Source organism: Marinobacter sediminicola, from assembly GCF_031157525.1.
In the GTDB taxonomy this organism is placed as follows: Bacteria; Pseudomonadota; Gammaproteobacteria; order Pseudomonadales; family Oleiphilaceae; genus Marinobacter; species Marinobacter sediminicola.
Window position 1 is genome coordinate 141,803 of sequence record NZ_JAVIXR010000005.1, and the last position, 13,975, is coordinate 155,777.

At 55.6% G+C, this 13,975-nt stretch carries 11 protein-coding genes; 7 read left to right on the forward strand and 4 right to left on the reverse strand.

Annotation, left to right across the window (positions count from 1 at the left end):
- Positions 1-39: 39 nt before the first annotated feature.
- The 4 genes from argB to argA are packed head-to-tail and all read left to right on the forward strand — an operon-like array spanning position 40 to position 4,821.
- On the forward strand, positions 40-936 hold the full coding sequence (argB, locus tag RG807_RS09435) for an acetylglutamate kinase (RefSeq protein WP_200202247.1): 897 nt from the start codon (positions 40-42) through the stop codon (positions 934-936).
- A 40-nt stretch (positions 937-976) separates the two neighbouring features.
- Positions 977-2,230, forward strand: a complete 1,254-nt coding sequence (locus RG807_RS09440; RefSeq protein WP_309044690.1) for an acetylornithine deacetylase — start codon at positions 977-979, stop codon at positions 2,228-2,230.
- Positions 2,231-2,256: 26 nt separating this feature from the next.
- Positions 2,257-3,453, forward strand: coding sequence for an acetylornithine deacetylase (argE, locus tag RG807_RS09445; RefSeq protein WP_309044691.1), 1,197 nt, complete (start codon positions 2,257-2,259; stop codon positions 3,451-3,453).
- 60 nt (positions 3,454-3,513) lie between these two features.
- Complete coding sequence (argA, locus tag RG807_RS09450; protein WP_309044692.1) at positions 3,514-4,821, forward strand: amino-acid N-acetyltransferase; 1,308 nt, start codon at positions 3,514-3,516, stop codon at positions 4,819-4,821.
- Here argA and RG807_RS09455 read toward each other — a convergent pair.
- Positions 4,795-5,868 (reverse strand): aminopeptidase, encoded by a 1,074-nt coding sequence (locus RG807_RS09455; protein ID WP_309044693.1) that lies wholly within the window; start codon positions 5,866-5,868, stop codon positions 4,795-4,797. The genes argA and RG807_RS09455 overlap by 27 nt on opposite strands.
- A gap of 187 nt (positions 5,869-6,055) precedes the next feature.
- On the opposite strand from RG807_RS09455, the gene RG807_RS09460 reads away from it, so the two are divergent.
- Positions 6,056-9,841, forward strand: coding sequence for a DUF1631 family protein (locus RG807_RS09460; protein ID WP_309044694.1), 3,786 nt, complete (start codon positions 6,056-6,058; stop codon positions 9,839-9,841).
- A gap of 63 nt (positions 9,842-9,904) precedes the next feature.
- Positions 9,905-10,771, forward strand: coding sequence for a phosphoribulokinase (locus RG807_RS09465; protein WP_298452410.1), 867 nt, complete (start codon positions 9,905-9,907; stop codon positions 10,769-10,771).
- A 42-nt stretch (positions 10,772-10,813) separates the two neighbouring features.
- Here the strand turns inward: RG807_RS09465 and speD are convergent, their stop codons facing one another.
- Together speD and RG807_RS09475 are read right to left on the reverse strand one after the other, a co-directional pair.
- Positions 10,814-11,608: an adenosylmethionine decarboxylase gene (gene speD / locus RG807_RS09470; protein WP_298452412.1), complete on the reverse strand. Its 795-nt coding sequence runs from the start codon at positions 11,606-11,608 to the stop codon at positions 10,814-10,816.
- 164 nt (positions 11,609-11,772) lie between these two features.
- Entirely contained in the window at positions 11,773-12,201 is a 429-nt protein-coding gene (locus tag RG807_RS09475; protein WP_309044695.1) for an OsmC family protein, read from the reverse strand.
- Between the two features lie 263 nt (positions 12,202-12,464).
- Between RG807_RS09475 and crp the strand changes: the two genes are divergently transcribed.
- Positions 12,465-13,106: a cAMP-activated global transcriptional regulator CRP gene (gene crp, locus RG807_RS09480; RefSeq protein WP_100638015.1), complete on the forward strand. Its 642-nt coding sequence runs from the start codon at positions 12,465-12,467 to the stop codon at positions 13,104-13,106.
- Here the strand turns inward: crp and RG807_RS09485 are convergent.
- Positions 13,103-13,975, reverse strand: a complete 873-nt coding sequence (locus RG807_RS09485; protein WP_309044696.1) for an alpha/beta fold hydrolase — start codon at positions 13,973-13,975, stop codon at positions 13,103-13,105. The two genes, crp and RG807_RS09485, sit on opposite strands and share 4 nt — an antisense overlap.

Consider the following 13,975-nt stretch of genomic DNA (forward strand, 5'->3'; position numbering starts at 1 on the left):
AGGAATCCTGTTTTTATTCTGATTTATTAAGGCAAAAAGATGACGCTGGATCGTGAAACAGCAATGCAAGTGGCTACTGTTCTAAGCCGTGGTTTACCGTATATTCAACGGTTTACCGGGAAAACAGTGGTTATTAAGTATGGCGGCAATGCCATGGAAAACGAGGAGCTGAAAAGCAGCTTCGCTCGTGATGTGGTGCTCATGAAGCTTGTGGGTATCAACCCGATTGTTGTTCATGGTGGTGGCCCGCAGATTGGCGAGCTGCTGCAGCGCCTCAATATTCAGTCCCGCTTTGTGAATGGCATGCGAGTGACCGATGCCGCCACCATGGATGTGGTGGAAATGGTGCTGGGCGGCCAGGTGAACAAGGAAATTGTGTCCTTGATCAACGCTCAGGGTGGTACCGCCATCGGCTTGACCGGAAAAGACGCCAACCTCATTCGCGCACGCAAGCTGGAAGTAGTGGATCGCTCACCGGAGTTGGAGCGCGCCGAGATTATCGATATCGGGCGTGTTGGCGAGGTGGCGAGTATCAATGTGGACGTGATTGATATGCTCACCCGCAGCAACGTGATTCCGGTCATTGCGCCCATTGGAGTGGGCCCGGATGGCACCTCCTACAACATCAACGCGGATCTGGTAGCCGGTAAAGTTGCAGAAGCTATGAAGGCTGAAAAGCTCATGCTTCTGACCAATGTGTCTGGCCTCAAGAGCAAGGAAGACAAAGTGCTTACCGGGTTAACGGCGCAACAGGTAAATGATCTGATTGAAGATGGCACCATTCACGGCGGCATGCTGCCGAAAATTCGCTGCGCACTGAGCGCCGTGGAGAACGGTGTGCGCACCTCTCATATCATTGATGGCCGCGTGGCCCATGCCTGCCTGCTGGAAATCTTCACCGATGAGGGTGTTGGCACCCTGATATCCCGTAACTGATGATTTTCTGTAACTGACGCGCTGCCTGAGGACTTTCCGGATGAAACGCCTGCTCACAACTCTGATACTGGCAGCTTTGATTGGTTTTGCTGTATTCAAGGCCGGGGTCTGGTGGCTGGCGGACCAGCGCATGGCAGAAGCGCGCCAGACGCTTGGTGAAAGCGGCGTTCTGGAGCGGGGTAAAATTGGTTCCGGCGTAGAAGGGCGATTGGTATTCACTGAGGCATCTTGGCAGGGCTTCGAACTGACCCAGCCTCTGGTTATTGGCCGCGCTGAATTTGAGGCCGGGTCGCCTGTTGCTTTGCTTCAGGCTCTCGTCGATCCAGCCCAGCTGCCGGCCAGCTGGTCGTTGCAGGCCGAAGGGCTGGCGCTGGTGCTTGAGGCAACCATGTTCCGCAACTGGGTAACAGCAGACGGCGCCAGCGGTCGTGAACAGGCTGCACTATTTGCTCTTCCCTGTGCTCCGGACCCGCGCCAGCATCTTGGCAGTGGCGACCTGTTGCGCATGGGCATTACCCGCTTATCCGGCGAATTGGTGCTGGAGCAGACACCTGAGCGGCTTCACCTTGAACTGAACTCGGCAAATACCGGCAGCCTTGAGCTCAACTGGCCGGGTGCCCGCATTAACCTGATCTCGCCAGAAACAACCTTGACGAGCTCATCTCAGCCTCTGGAGGTTACTGTCAGAGACGGAGGGCTCATGCGCCGGGTGGCGGCCTATTGTGCCCGAGAGTCCGGTTTGGGGACCTCGCAGTGGGCTGGGCGCGCACTGGAAACCTTCGAAACTGGCCTGAACGCTCGCGGCTGGCGCCCCAGTGAGCAGTTACTGGCGCTGTACCAGCAGTGGTTACTTGAAGGTGGAGAAATAACCGCGACTGTGCGGTTGGACGCCGAAGCCCTTGGTATTCCGGTGCGCAAAGAGGATGAACGTTCGGATGGCTCCCTGGCCTGGGCCGTAGAATACAATGGCGCAAGGGTGCCGGATGTGTTTCTTCGCAAGGTCGAACCTGTTGTGCCAGAACTTCCCAAGGAAGCGCTTGAGCCGCTTGTGCCCCGTGAAAACCCAGCGGCAGTCAGCTGGCACGCGGAGGATCTTGAAACCGCACTTGAGTGGGTTGGTCGCAAGGTGAGGGTGACACTCTCGAATGGGAATATGGTGCAAGGTCGTCTGGCGAGCGTTAGCGAACAGGAATTGGAAGTTGCGCGTGAAGTCGCTGGAGGCGAGGTGTCCTATCCGATCGTGATGCGCGCGATTGCAGGGTTCGAGGTCTGGCGACGCGGCCAGGCACAATAGCGCTCCAGCAGGAGCGAGGAGACACAATGCCGCAGTTTGGCGACGATACCGACAGTCGTAAAACGTTCAACAGGGCCAACTCGGTTCCGGGCGTGCGTGACATGCTGACCACGCTGGTTTCGCTGCCGTCGATCAGCAGCGCTTCGGCGGAATGGGATCACAGCAACGAGCCAGTGGTGCGGCGGCTGGGGGAGTGGCTTGAGGCTCTGGGCTTTGCCGTTGAGCTTCTGGCGGTGCCTGACACGCCCGGCAAGTATAACCTGATTGCAACGCTGGGCAGCGGCTCCGGTGGATTGGTGCTTGCCGGTCACACGGATACCGTGCCGTTCGATGATCAGCGCTGGCAAAGCGACCCTTTCACCCTGACAGAAAGGGACAATCGCTGGTACGGCCTGGGCACTTGCGACATGAAGGGCTTTTTCCCTCTGGCTATTGAAGCCGCCAAAGCCTTTACGGCCGCGGACCTGAAACAGCCCCTGATTATCCTCGCGACAGCCGACGAGGAAACCTCCATGAATGGCGCCAGAGCGCTCGCTGAGGCCGGCAAGCCGAAAGCCCGTTATGCGGTTATCGGAGAGCCCACCAGCCTCAGGCCTGTGCGAATGCACAAGGGCATCATGATGGAGCGGCTGACGTTTGAGGGCCAGTCTGGCCATTCTTCTGACCCCAGCCTTGGCCGCAATGCGCTGGAAGGTATGCACGAAGCTCTTGGTGAGCTTCTGGCCCTGCGCACCGATTGGCAGGCGCAATACCGCAATCCGAATTTCGAGGTGCAGGTGCCAACCCTCAACCTCGGCTGCATCCACGGTGGCGATAACCCGAACCGTATTTGCGCCCGCTGCGAGTTGCATTTTGATCTGCGCCCACTGCCCGGTATGAGCATGGAAAACCTGCGTCAGGATATTCTCCACAGGCTTAGGCCAATGGCTGAGCGGCGCGAATTAACGATGGAATTTGAACCGCTGTTTGACGGCGTCCCACCCTTCGAGACGCCCGCAGATGCGGCTCTGGTGAAAGCCTGTGAGGCGTTAACCGGCCACACTGCCCATGCTGTCGCTTTTGCGACCGAAGCGCCCTGGCTGCAAAAGCTCGGTATGGAAACCCTGGTTCTTGGCCCGGGCTCTATCGATCAGGCGCATCAGCCCGATGAGTTTATAGAAATGTCTCAGTTGGAGCCCACAGTGAAAATCCTTCAGGGGCTCATCCGGCAGTTTTGCCTTTAAGTTTCTTCTAGTGTGCGGACGCGCGGAAAATCACGTAAAAATACGATTGGGGAATAACATTTGAAACCAAACGACTGGCTGCATTCTTTTCGCCATTCATCGCCTTATATAAACGCACACCGGGGCCGTACGGTAGTGCTGACCATTCCTGGCGATGCCTTTGAGCACGAAAATTTTATTAATATCATCCATGACATCACGCTGCTTGCCAGCTTGGGTGTGCGCTTGATTGTTGCTTATGGCGCCCGCTCGCAGATACAGAAACGCCTGGATGAAGCTGGTCTGGAATCATCTTTCTCCCGCGGCCTTCGTATAACGCCCGAAATCCATTTGCCTCTGGTTATGGAGGCAACCGGTGGCCTCCGTGCTCACCTCGAAAGTCAGTTGTCCATGGGGCTGGTGAATTCACCCATGCACAATGCACGTATACGGGTAAGCAGTGGCAATTTTGTCACTGCGAAGCCGGTTGGGGTGTTGGATGGTATTGACTTCGGCTACACCGGCAAGGTGCGTCGTGTTGACGTAGCCGGTATTGAAAAGCAGCTGGAGCAGGGACACATCGTTTTGCTTCCGCCTATGGGTTATTCGCCCACCGGAGATGCCTTCAATCTTTCCTATGAAGATGTGGGTAGTCAGGTCGCCGCGGCTTTGCAGGTGGAAAAACTCATCGTATTCATTGATGACCAAGGCTTGCTTGAGCAGGATGGCTCCCTGATTCGCGAACTCTCGGCCCGCCAGGCGCCCGAGCGGTTGGCGGATGGCACGGTTACCGGGCATGACGCAGATCTGTTGCGCGCCGCCTGCGATGCATGTGTAAAGGGCGTCAGGAGGGCACATTTCATCAGTTATGTGAACGATGGTGCTTTGCTGGAGGAGCTGTTCACCCGGGATGGCACAGGCACGCTGGTCAGTGGCGACCACTATGAGCAAATCCGCCAGGCCCGAGCTGAAGACATTGGCGGCATTCTGGGGCTGATCGAGCCATTGGAAGAACAAGGCATTCTGGTGCGGCGTTCGCGGGAAATGCTGGAAACGGATATTGAGCACTATGTTGTTGCAGAGCGTGACGGCACCATTGTGGGCTGCGCTGCCCTGCACAATTACCCGGAAGAGGGGGCAGGTGAGCTCTCGTGCTTCGCGGTCGATTCCGCTTATCGGCGGGCTGGCAGGGGCGACGATATACTGCTGATGGTGGAAAAGCACGCCCGTGGCCAGGGCATCCAGAAGCTATTTGTGCTCACCACGCAAACCGAGCACTGGTTTCGCGAGCGAGGCTTCCTGCCCAGCACGGTGCAGTCTTTGCCTGGGCCAAAGCTTGCGGCATACAACACCCAGCGCAATTCAAAAGTTTTCTTCAAACCGCTCTGAAAGCAATTTTAGTGCTTGCTGGCGCTGATCATCAGGTTTTCTGGAGAGAGTCTCTGCTGCACCGTAAAATGCCGGGAAATCGTAGCTGGATTGCTTTAGTAACTGCCGAAAGGCCGGTACGTGCTGGTTGTATTGGGCGAAAAGCGCAATCCTGGCGTTGTTGAAAGCCACCGGGGGAGGTCCGAACGGGCCAATATTGGTTGACCTGCTGGTTAGCAGTTGTTCATAGCGTTTATTGAGCTCATCAAACAGGCGTTGTTTTCGCTCACGTAGACTGCTCGGCGAAACTACAGCGTGTTGTTGATAGAGTTGTTCCAGCCTGGCACTTGTAGCAGCCACCAGGGCATGGGTTTCGTTGCGCAGTTCAAGCTGCGCCAAGGCCCGGTCGAACGCCTTTGAATCGCCTTTTTGATCCAGCCACAGCCTCAGGCCTTCCAGCTCAACCGCAGTGGCAAAGCTTTCATTGAAGGCAGTATCCCCTTTGATATAAATCACCTGGTGGGCTAACTCGTGGAACATCAGGGCCACCATGCGATCATCTGCAAGATTGGTAAAACCGGAGTGCAGTGGGTCGTCAAACCAGCCCAAAGTCGAATAGGCGGTGACCCCACCTATAAAGGTATCGTAGCCCTTGGCGCGGTAGTTTTGCTCTTCTTTGCGGGCATCCTCAAGGTGAAAGTAACCCCGATAGGCCTGGCAACCCAGCACCGGATAACACCATTGGTGAGGCTGCAGGGAAAATTCAGGTACCGCCACAAGATTGACCACAACCCAGGGCTGTTCAAGAACCACATAGTCAGTAAAGGCCGCTCCGGGCGTGAGCCGCAGGCGATCCTTTGCAAACAGCAGCGCCTCGCGGGATAGGGCAAGCTTGTCCCGGAGCTCTGGTGGCGTGTCTTCGCTGGCAATCAGGCTGTCGACCGGTTTACCCGCTATAGTTAGAGCCAGGTGGCCGCGAACGGCCTGAGTGTAGTAGCTGATTGTGGTGCAGCCATTCAGTAGTGTTATCAGTAGTAAAACTGTATATATCTGACTAAGCTGTTTCATAGACCAAGATGTTACGGTTAGGCGGTATATGTGTCCGTCACTGATCGCTATAGTACACTTATCGTATTGGTATTAAGCACCAGCATTAATTTATAGAAGCAGGTGGCAGCGGCCACTTTTCAGGGACGTTAGTCGCTGGCGAGCAGAATTTCCGGCCGCCCCGGCTTTGCGCAACATCAGGTAGTTCATGGATCCGAGAGAACGTCGAAGCAGCCCACGCAAACCTATCAAGCTTGCTGCCCAGATTGACCTGGGCACGGGTGAGACATGGCCGTGCCAGATTGCGGATTTTTGCGCTGAAGGGCTTTTTGTCCGCTACTCCGGTGAGACATCCCGTAAACTGGACCGGGCGTTTGCCACGGCAGGTCGACCTGAACTGACTGTGCGATTCCGCGGCCCCGATGGTAAGCAGCGACATGAGCTTCGCGTTAGTGTTGCCAGGCGTATTGATGGTGCTATGGGCGTCAGTTTCACCCGCAATAACCCGGAAGCCGTTGCGTCTATGCTGCAGCAATGTGGCGGGTCCGATAGCCAGGCACGGGCTTCATTACGCGCTCCGAGTGAGCGAGTCCAGTTTGTCCTGCACCAGTCGGCGAGGGCGGTTATCCAGCACATAGAACCGCTTATGGATGCCTGCTTTGTGCAAATGGCCGATACCCTGAAAGCAGCGGCGCAGAAAGCTACAAATGATCAGCAGGCGAACGAGTTAATGGATTTTTCGGGCCAGGTTAAGGCCCGGCAACGGGTTATCTGGCATCAGATGGCTCGTAGTCTCGAATCGCCGCTTAAACCTGCGCCTAAAGGCTTCCCGGGTTCCGAACTGTCTGTTGTGGACAAAGGAGAGTTTGAGGACTGGCTGACTATCCGGGTAATGGTGACAAAAGCCGACACCCAATATCGCAAGGACCTTCTTCAGCTCAAGCTTCGGTTGGACAAGCTGGGCATAGCCAACGCGACCGGGCACCACAATCCGCTAGGACCATCGCTCGTGTGTGAGTCCTTTCATGGGGGGCTTTCTCAGCTCAAGGCTTCCAGAGAAGTCGAGAAAATTTGCCTGAAGGTGTTTGAGCAGTCAGTCCTGCACCACCTTGGTCCACTTTATAAGGAACTGAACAATATTCTGATTCGCCATGGCGTGCTGCCGGATCTCGATCTCAGTAAGTACCTGAGTGAGCAAACCGCCAGTAGCCCTGATGGTAAGTCAGCAGAGGAGCAAAGCCCGCCACAGCCTGTGTCTGCGCCGTTGGAATCAACGCGTAACACTGCGCGGCAAAATAATCAGGCTCAGCCCGGCACAGAACCGTCAGTGCCCCGTGACGCCGGCGCCGGAAAATCCCGGGTGGGTACTGAGTTCCGAGGCTATGCCCAGGCGGCTCAAACAGCCTTTGCGACCGTGCGGAACCTGCTGGGAACACTCTCAGCTACCCGGGCCAAAGGCGATAGTGCTGCGCCAGCACCTTTTCCCGTTAACGCCCAGCCTATGTCCCCCGGTGAATTGCAGCGCGAACTCCAACAACTGCAGGCGGAGCCGGTTGAAGCGACAAATAATGTTGTCCCCCTGCGCGAGCGGGTGGTGGAAAAAGTCCGCGAGATGGGCGGCAAGAAACTGGATGATGAACAACAAAGTACACTGGATGTTGTAGACCGTTTTTTTCACTCGATTACTGAGAGCCCGAAGCTCAGCGAATACGCTCAAGAGCGAATGCGCCAGCTTCAGGTTCCGGTATTGAAAGTGGTGATGCGCGACCCCGCCTTTTTTGACGACAAAAACAGCCCGGTTAGAGGGGTTATGAACCGACTGGCCCAGTTGGGTGTCAAGGGTGGTCGTCTGAACCCGGTGGTGCAGCGTAAGGTTGATGAGCTTGTCCAGCGTATCACTACCGAGTTTGAGCAGGATACCGGCGTTTTTGAACACACTGTGCAAGAGTTGGATGGCTTGATTGACCGGCAGAACCTTGTTTATCGGCGCAACGTCGAACGGGTAACTGCCGCAGCCGAAGGCGCTCAAAAAGTAGCGGAATCGAAGGTTGCCGTAGCGGAGATGTTGAGCCAGAAGCTGGCGGGCCGGAAGGTTCCGAAAGCGGTGCTCAGTCTGTTGGATGGCGGCTGGCGGGATTTGCTGTCACTGACCTGGATTCGCCAGGGCCCGGACAGCCAGATCTGGGACGACTACCTTGCGGTTGTCGATTCGCTGCTGACGTTTTCAGAAGATCGTGATTCCGCCATAAACCTGCCGGAATTGCTCCGGGTTATTCAGGATGGGCTAGCGTCTATTTCCAGTAACCACCTGCCATCATCCCAGATACGGGATGAGCTGAAACAGTTTCTGGTGCGCAGTCCTGAGAGCCCGCCGGAAATGGTGGAAGTGCCTAAAACACAACCTGTCAAAGATCTTAAGCAGTCGCTGTCTGAGCGCGAACAGCGCAGTCTGCAGCGCTGGATAAATCGCGCCCAGAGGCTGCGTACGGGTGATTGGCTTCGGGATCAGGAAAAGCCCGACGAGCCGCAGTATATCCGTCTGGTCTGGGTGGCTCGTGGATTCACCCGGTTCGTGTTTGTGAACCACCAGGGTATGCGAGTCGTGGAACTTGAGCTGGAAGCCCTGGCACGCCAGATGCGTAAAGGAATTATCGTGCCCGATGGCCAATACGAGCGGCCGTTGGTGGATGAGAGCATCGACCGAATGGTGCGCAAAGTTTATGACCAGTTATCCTGGGCCTCCACCCACGACGAGCTCACAGGGCTGCTCGGTCGCCGTGAATTTGAGCGAATGCTTGACCAGCAATTAGCAAGACGCGAAGACGAGCGCTCGCTGCTCAGGCTGGATCTGCGCAAGTTCCGGTTATTGAATGACACAGCGGGTTATCAGGCGGGTGACGATGCGCTCAAACGTGTGGCGGATTTGTTGCGAGAACATGTAGGGGACGGAATGCCTCTGGCAAGGCTCGCGGGGAACGAGTTTGGCATGCTGGTGCCAGCGGAAAACGCTGACGATGCAGCCCGCAATCTTATTCTGGCTGTCGAAGCGGCTGAGTTTGTTTATGGTGAGCGCAGCTATCAGTTGTCTGCCTGTATAGGTGTTGTGCCGGAGTTGCCAGGTTTGGTTAGCGCCGAGCGCTGGCTGCGAGCGTCTGAACAGGCTTTAGGTAGCGCCAGAACGAAAGGTCTTGGCAAGGTGGCGGAGTATTCTCTGGATGCCGGCGATCAGGCGCGGCAGGAGCAGATAGCGGCGAAAGTCGCCAGCCTTGGTGATCTCGACGAAGAGCGCATGCTCTTGCGTTGCCAGAAAATTATTCCACTGCACAGCCGTACCAAAATGGCGGCACAGTACGAAGTGCTGATCAGCATGTACGATGACGCCGGGGTGCTGATTACCGGGCGTGATTTTGTGCGCATGGCAGAGCGGTATGATCGCATGCAGGCGGTAGATCGCTGGGTAGTCGGCCACATGCTGGACTGGCTGCGGGTGCAGGCGCCGGATCCCCGCCATCTTGGCGGCGTGTGTATCAACCTCTCGGGCTATTCATTAAACGACCAGTCGCTGCTTGAGCACATTTATGAAAAGCTGAGCGAGAAAGACGCCCCCATCGAGCGCCTCTGGTTTGAAGTCACCGAAGCCTCCGCCATCAATGATGTGCAGGCGGTGGCTGACTTTATTATCGAGATGAAGGAGCTGGGTTGCAGGTTCTGTCTCGGAAACTTTGGCAGTGGCCCCAGCTCATTCGAGTTCATGCGCTCGCTCCCGGTGGATTTAATCAAGATAGACAGCGCCTTCACTGGCCAGCTCAGTACCAGCGAAACCGATCGTGCCATGGTGCAGTCCATGGTGGATATGGCGCATTATATGGACCGGGAAGTGATTGCCAGCCAGGTTGAATCCCGCGACGTTCTGGATACACTGAGGCAGTTGGGCGTGGATTACGCTCAGGGCTTTGTGATTGAAAAGCCCCGCTCGCTCGACAGCCTTGCCTGACGTCTTCATGGCGAACATCCAACATTCACCAGAATTATATACAACCGACGGCGCACTTCAGCCATGTCAAAACGTCATCCCATTATTGCCGTAACCGGCTCGTCCGGTGCGGGCACCAGTACCACAGGCCAGATATTTCGGCGCATGTTTGCGAATGAGGGGCTAGCGGCGGCGATGGTCAGCGGCGACAGTTTTCACCGCTACAACCGTGAGCAGATGGCTCGGCTGGCTGCAAAGGGTCAGTTTGGTGAGCGCAACCACTTTGCCCTTGCCGCCAATCACATCGACAAGTTGGAAGCGCTGTTTTACGACTACAGCCACACAGGCAATGGCCGGTACCGGCAGTATGTGCACGATGAAGATCGCGACCTGCAGGCCGAAGGCCATAAGCCGGGCACCTTTACGGCTTGGGGGTCTTTGCAGGCAGACACGGATCTGCTGTTTTACGAGGGCTTGCACGGGGCGGTAGTCAGTGAAGCCTACAATATTGCCCAGTATGTGGACTTGATGATTGGCGTGGTGCCTATCGTAAACCTGGAGTGGATCCAGAAAATACACCGGGACACCCATCAGCGTGGGTACAGTCAGGAAGCCGTGGTTACCACCATCATCAACCGTATGGATGACTACGTTCACGATATAGTGCCGCAGTTTTCACACACCCATATCAACTTTCAGCGTATCCCTCTGGTAGATACGTCCAACCCGTTTGTGGTCCGGGATGTGCCCACCGAAGATGAAAGCATGTTTGTGATCCGGTTTCGGGATGCTTCAGAGGTAGATTTTTCCTACCTGCTGCAGGCGATACAGAACAGCACGCTGTCACGCCACGACACTCTGGTTATTCCAGGCACAAAAATGGCGCTGGCCATGGATCTCATTGTAAGACCGATGGTGCAGCGCCTGATCGCACAAAAATCTTTCGCCTGAATCTGCCAGGGTTGCACCTGGCAGAAGCCGTGCCGGGTGCTCTTACTCCATGTTGCGAGAGTAGAATATCTCCAGCTTTTCGCGACGAAGTCGCTCTTCAATCGTGCGCGCAATCTCAGGGTCAAGATCTTCCGCATTTTCACCGAAAACGTGGTTGTCGAGGTTGAACTCTTTCACCATCATTTTGGTGTGGAAAAGGTTTTCCTGATACACGTTCACATCGATCATCTGATAAGCATTCTGCGTATCTTCGGTCAGGTAGTTCTGGATCGAGTTGATGTCGTGATCAATGTAATGCTTGGTGCCGTCTACATCGCGGGTAAAGCCACGTACACGGTAGTCAACGGTCACCACATCCGAATCGAAGCTGTGAATCAGATAGTTCAAAACCTTCAAGGGCGATATCAGGCCGCAGGTGGACACATCGATGTCTGCCCGGAAGGTACTGATTCCCTCGTGGGGGTGACTCTCGGGATAGGTGTGTACCGTCACGTGGCTCTTGTCGAGGTGAGCTACGATGGTGTCGGGTAGCGGGCCGGGTGACTCTTCGTTGTCGGGCTCTTCACCGTCGGTCAGTTCATGCTCGGCGATGAGCATGGTCACCGATGCCCCATGGGGCTCGTAATCCTGACGGGCGATGTTGAGCACGTTTGCGCCAATGATCTTGACCACATCGGTCAGAATCTGGGTAAGGCGCTCTGCGTTATACATCTCATCGATGTAGTCAATATAGCCTTCGCGCTGCTCTTCAGTCTGCGCATAGCAGATGTCGTAGATATTGAAGCTCAGGGATTTAGTCAGGTTGTTGAAACCGTGCAACTGGAGTTTTGATTCCATGCTCAGGCCCTCCGATCTATGGAGATGAATGACGGCAGGGCGGTCGTTACACGCTCTGCGCAGGCCGCCACCGGCAAGGATTCAGGTTGTTCACCTTTTGTTCAAGCCGGCGGAGAAAGGGCGGTATTATGCACGCCCCGTTGAGTATTGAATAGTGCTGTGGGTCAGGCTTGGGCTGCGGTCCGGATTTCATGGCTGTGGCTGATTTCCACACCGGCTTTTTCAAGCATAATCGAAGCAGAACAATACTTCTCAGCAGACAAACTAACAGCGCGTTTTACCTGGCTTTCTTTCAGGTTGTGGCCGGTCACCACAAAGTGCAGGTGAATTCTGGTGAACACTGAAGGCACAGCATCCGCGCGCTCGGCTTCCAGCTCGGCATGGCAAGCCGTGACATCCTGGCGGCTTTTCTTCAGGATGCTCATTACATCAAAAGATGAACAGCCACCAAGGCCCATTAGCAGCAGCTCCATGGGGCGCGGCCCCAGGTTTTCGCCACCGTGATCGGGTGGGCCATCCAGCTGTACGGAGTGGCCAGTGCCACTGGTCGCTCGGAAGCTGGCGTTGCCGGTCCAGTCGACGGTTGCTTTCATCAAGGGTGTACTCCTGTTGCGCGGTGGTGGGCAAGGGCCCGCCTGGGTGGTATCGAATGGACAGGATGCTAGCATAACCGCTAGCCTCTGGCAGTCGATGGCGCATGCCGTTGATACATTCGGTATACTGTTTCCAGTTGCCCGAAGCAGACCTTCTTGCTATAAGTTGTTCTGTTATTTGGCAAAAAATAAACCCGCATGGAAAGCCGGGCAAACAACAAACATCGGATCCCGCCAGTATTTGAGGAGGCACGTCCCGCACTATGGCCACTATCATTAAGCCAGTTGAGCAGAAAACCAAGCATCTCGACTATTTTCTATCGCAGTGCCATCGCCGCAGATATCCGGCAAAGAGCACCATTATTTACGCGGGCGATAAAAGCGACTCCCTCTTTTACATCGTTAAGGGATCCGTCACGGTTATCATCGAAGACGATGATGGCCGCGAGATGATCATGGCCTACCTCAATGCCGGAGACTTTTTTGGCGAGATGGGGCTGTTCGATAATATGGATTCCCGCAGTGCCTGGGTGAAGGCAAAAACCGAATGTGAGGTGGCTGAAATCAGCTACCCCAAGTTCCGGGAAATTGCCCAGCAGGATCTTGGGGTTCTCTACTTTATTGGCGAGCAAATGGCGTCGCGCCTGCGCCAAACCACCCGTAAAGTGGGCGATCTGGCATTCCTGGACGTAACCGGCCGGGTTGCTCGTACCTTGCTCGACTTGTGCAAGGAGCCAGACGCCATGACTCACCCGGATGGCATGCAGATCAAAATCACCCGCCAGGAAATTGGCCGCATTGTGGGCTGTTCCCGGGAGATGGTTGGCAGAGTGCTTAAAACCCTGGAAGACCAGGGGCTTGTGCGGGTAAAAGGCAAAACCATGGTGGTTTTCGGAACCCGTTAAGAACGAATAAAACTGCGTACTGCACTGGCAACGGCGTCTGGTTCTGTGAGCTGCGCCCAGTGCGGTGCGTTTAATTGCACTCGAGTAAGTTTGCCCGCCCATTGGTTTAGCTGCCCGAACAAGTCGGCACCCACATAACTGTCGTGCTTCAGAATGATCAGTTGTACCGGGCAGCTTGCGAACCTTGGCTGTGGCCTGAGCAGGCGGGACACGAAGTTGGCCCGGTACAATTGCACGCCGTAACGCCCGTCCTCCTTCTGCATGCTGCTGAAGCAGGCATCTGTCACCCCCTCCCGCTTCTGCAATATAGCTGGCCACTTTCTATCAAGCCCCATGCTCCAGATGGTTTCGGGTATAACGGGCAGCTGAAACAAAAAAACGTACCAGGATTTAAGCAGCTGTTTGGCCACCCTAACTGGGCCACCATCAGTCAGGTTCCAAGCCTGTGTTCTTAACCAGGCCCCGACATGGTCAAGGCAGGGGCCAGAAATAGAGGTAAAGGAAAGAATGCGCTCTTGAAGAGGGCTAGAGCCTACCGATTCCCAACTCTGTATCGAGCCCCAATCGTGGGCCAGCAGGTGAAAATGGCGATTGGGCAATAACTGATCCACAACGGCTTCAAGATCCTTGGCCAGCAGCGATAAGCGGTAGTCTCGGGTGCGAACCGGCTTGTCTGAAAGGCCAGCACCTCGAACGTCGTAGCGCACGAGAAAGAAATCTGACGCCAGAGCGTCAACAACCTTGTCCCACACGCGGTGGTTGTCCGGGTAACCGTGAACCAGAACCAGAGGTATGCCGTCTGGATTCCCTTCGGTCACGGCATGCAGTGAGATGTTGTTACTGGTGATGCGGTGAGTGCTGTACATCAT

Coding starts and splice junctions, on each gene's coding strand:
- RG807_RS09440 (WP_309044690.1), top strand. CDS start 977: ATGAAACGCCTGCTCACAACTCTGATACTGGCAGCTTTGATTGGTTTT.
- RG807_RS09485 (WP_309044696.1), bottom strand. CDS start 13,975: ATGATGTACAGCACTCACCGCATCACCAGTAACAACATCTCACTGCAT.
- RG807_RS09475 (WP_309044695.1), bottom strand. CDS start 12,201: ATGAAAGCAACCGTCGACTGGACCGGCAACGCCAGCTTCCGAGCGACC.
- RG807_RS09455 (WP_309044693.1), bottom strand. CDS start 5,868: ATGAAACAGCTTAGTCAGATATATACAGTTTTACTACTGATAACACTA.
- argE (WP_309044691.1), top strand. CDS start 2,257: ATGCCGCAGTTTGGCGACGATACCGACAGTCGTAAAACGTTCAACAGG.
- argB (WP_200202247.1), top strand. CDS start 40: ATGACGCTGGATCGTGAAACAGCAATGCAAGTGGCTACTGTTCTAAGC.
- speD (WP_298452412.1), bottom strand. CDS start 11,608: ATGGAATCAAAACTCCAGTTGCACGGTTTCAACAACCTGACTAAATCC.
- RG807_RS09465 (WP_298452410.1), top strand. CDS start 9,905: ATGTCAAAACGTCATCCCATTATTGCCGTAACCGGCTCGTCCGGTGCG.
- RG807_RS09460 (WP_309044694.1), top strand. CDS start 6,056: ATGGATCCGAGAGAACGTCGAAGCAGCCCACGCAAACCTATCAAGCTT.
- crp (WP_100638015.1), top strand. CDS start 12,465: ATGGCCACTATCATTAAGCCAGTTGAGCAGAAAACCAAGCATCTCGAC.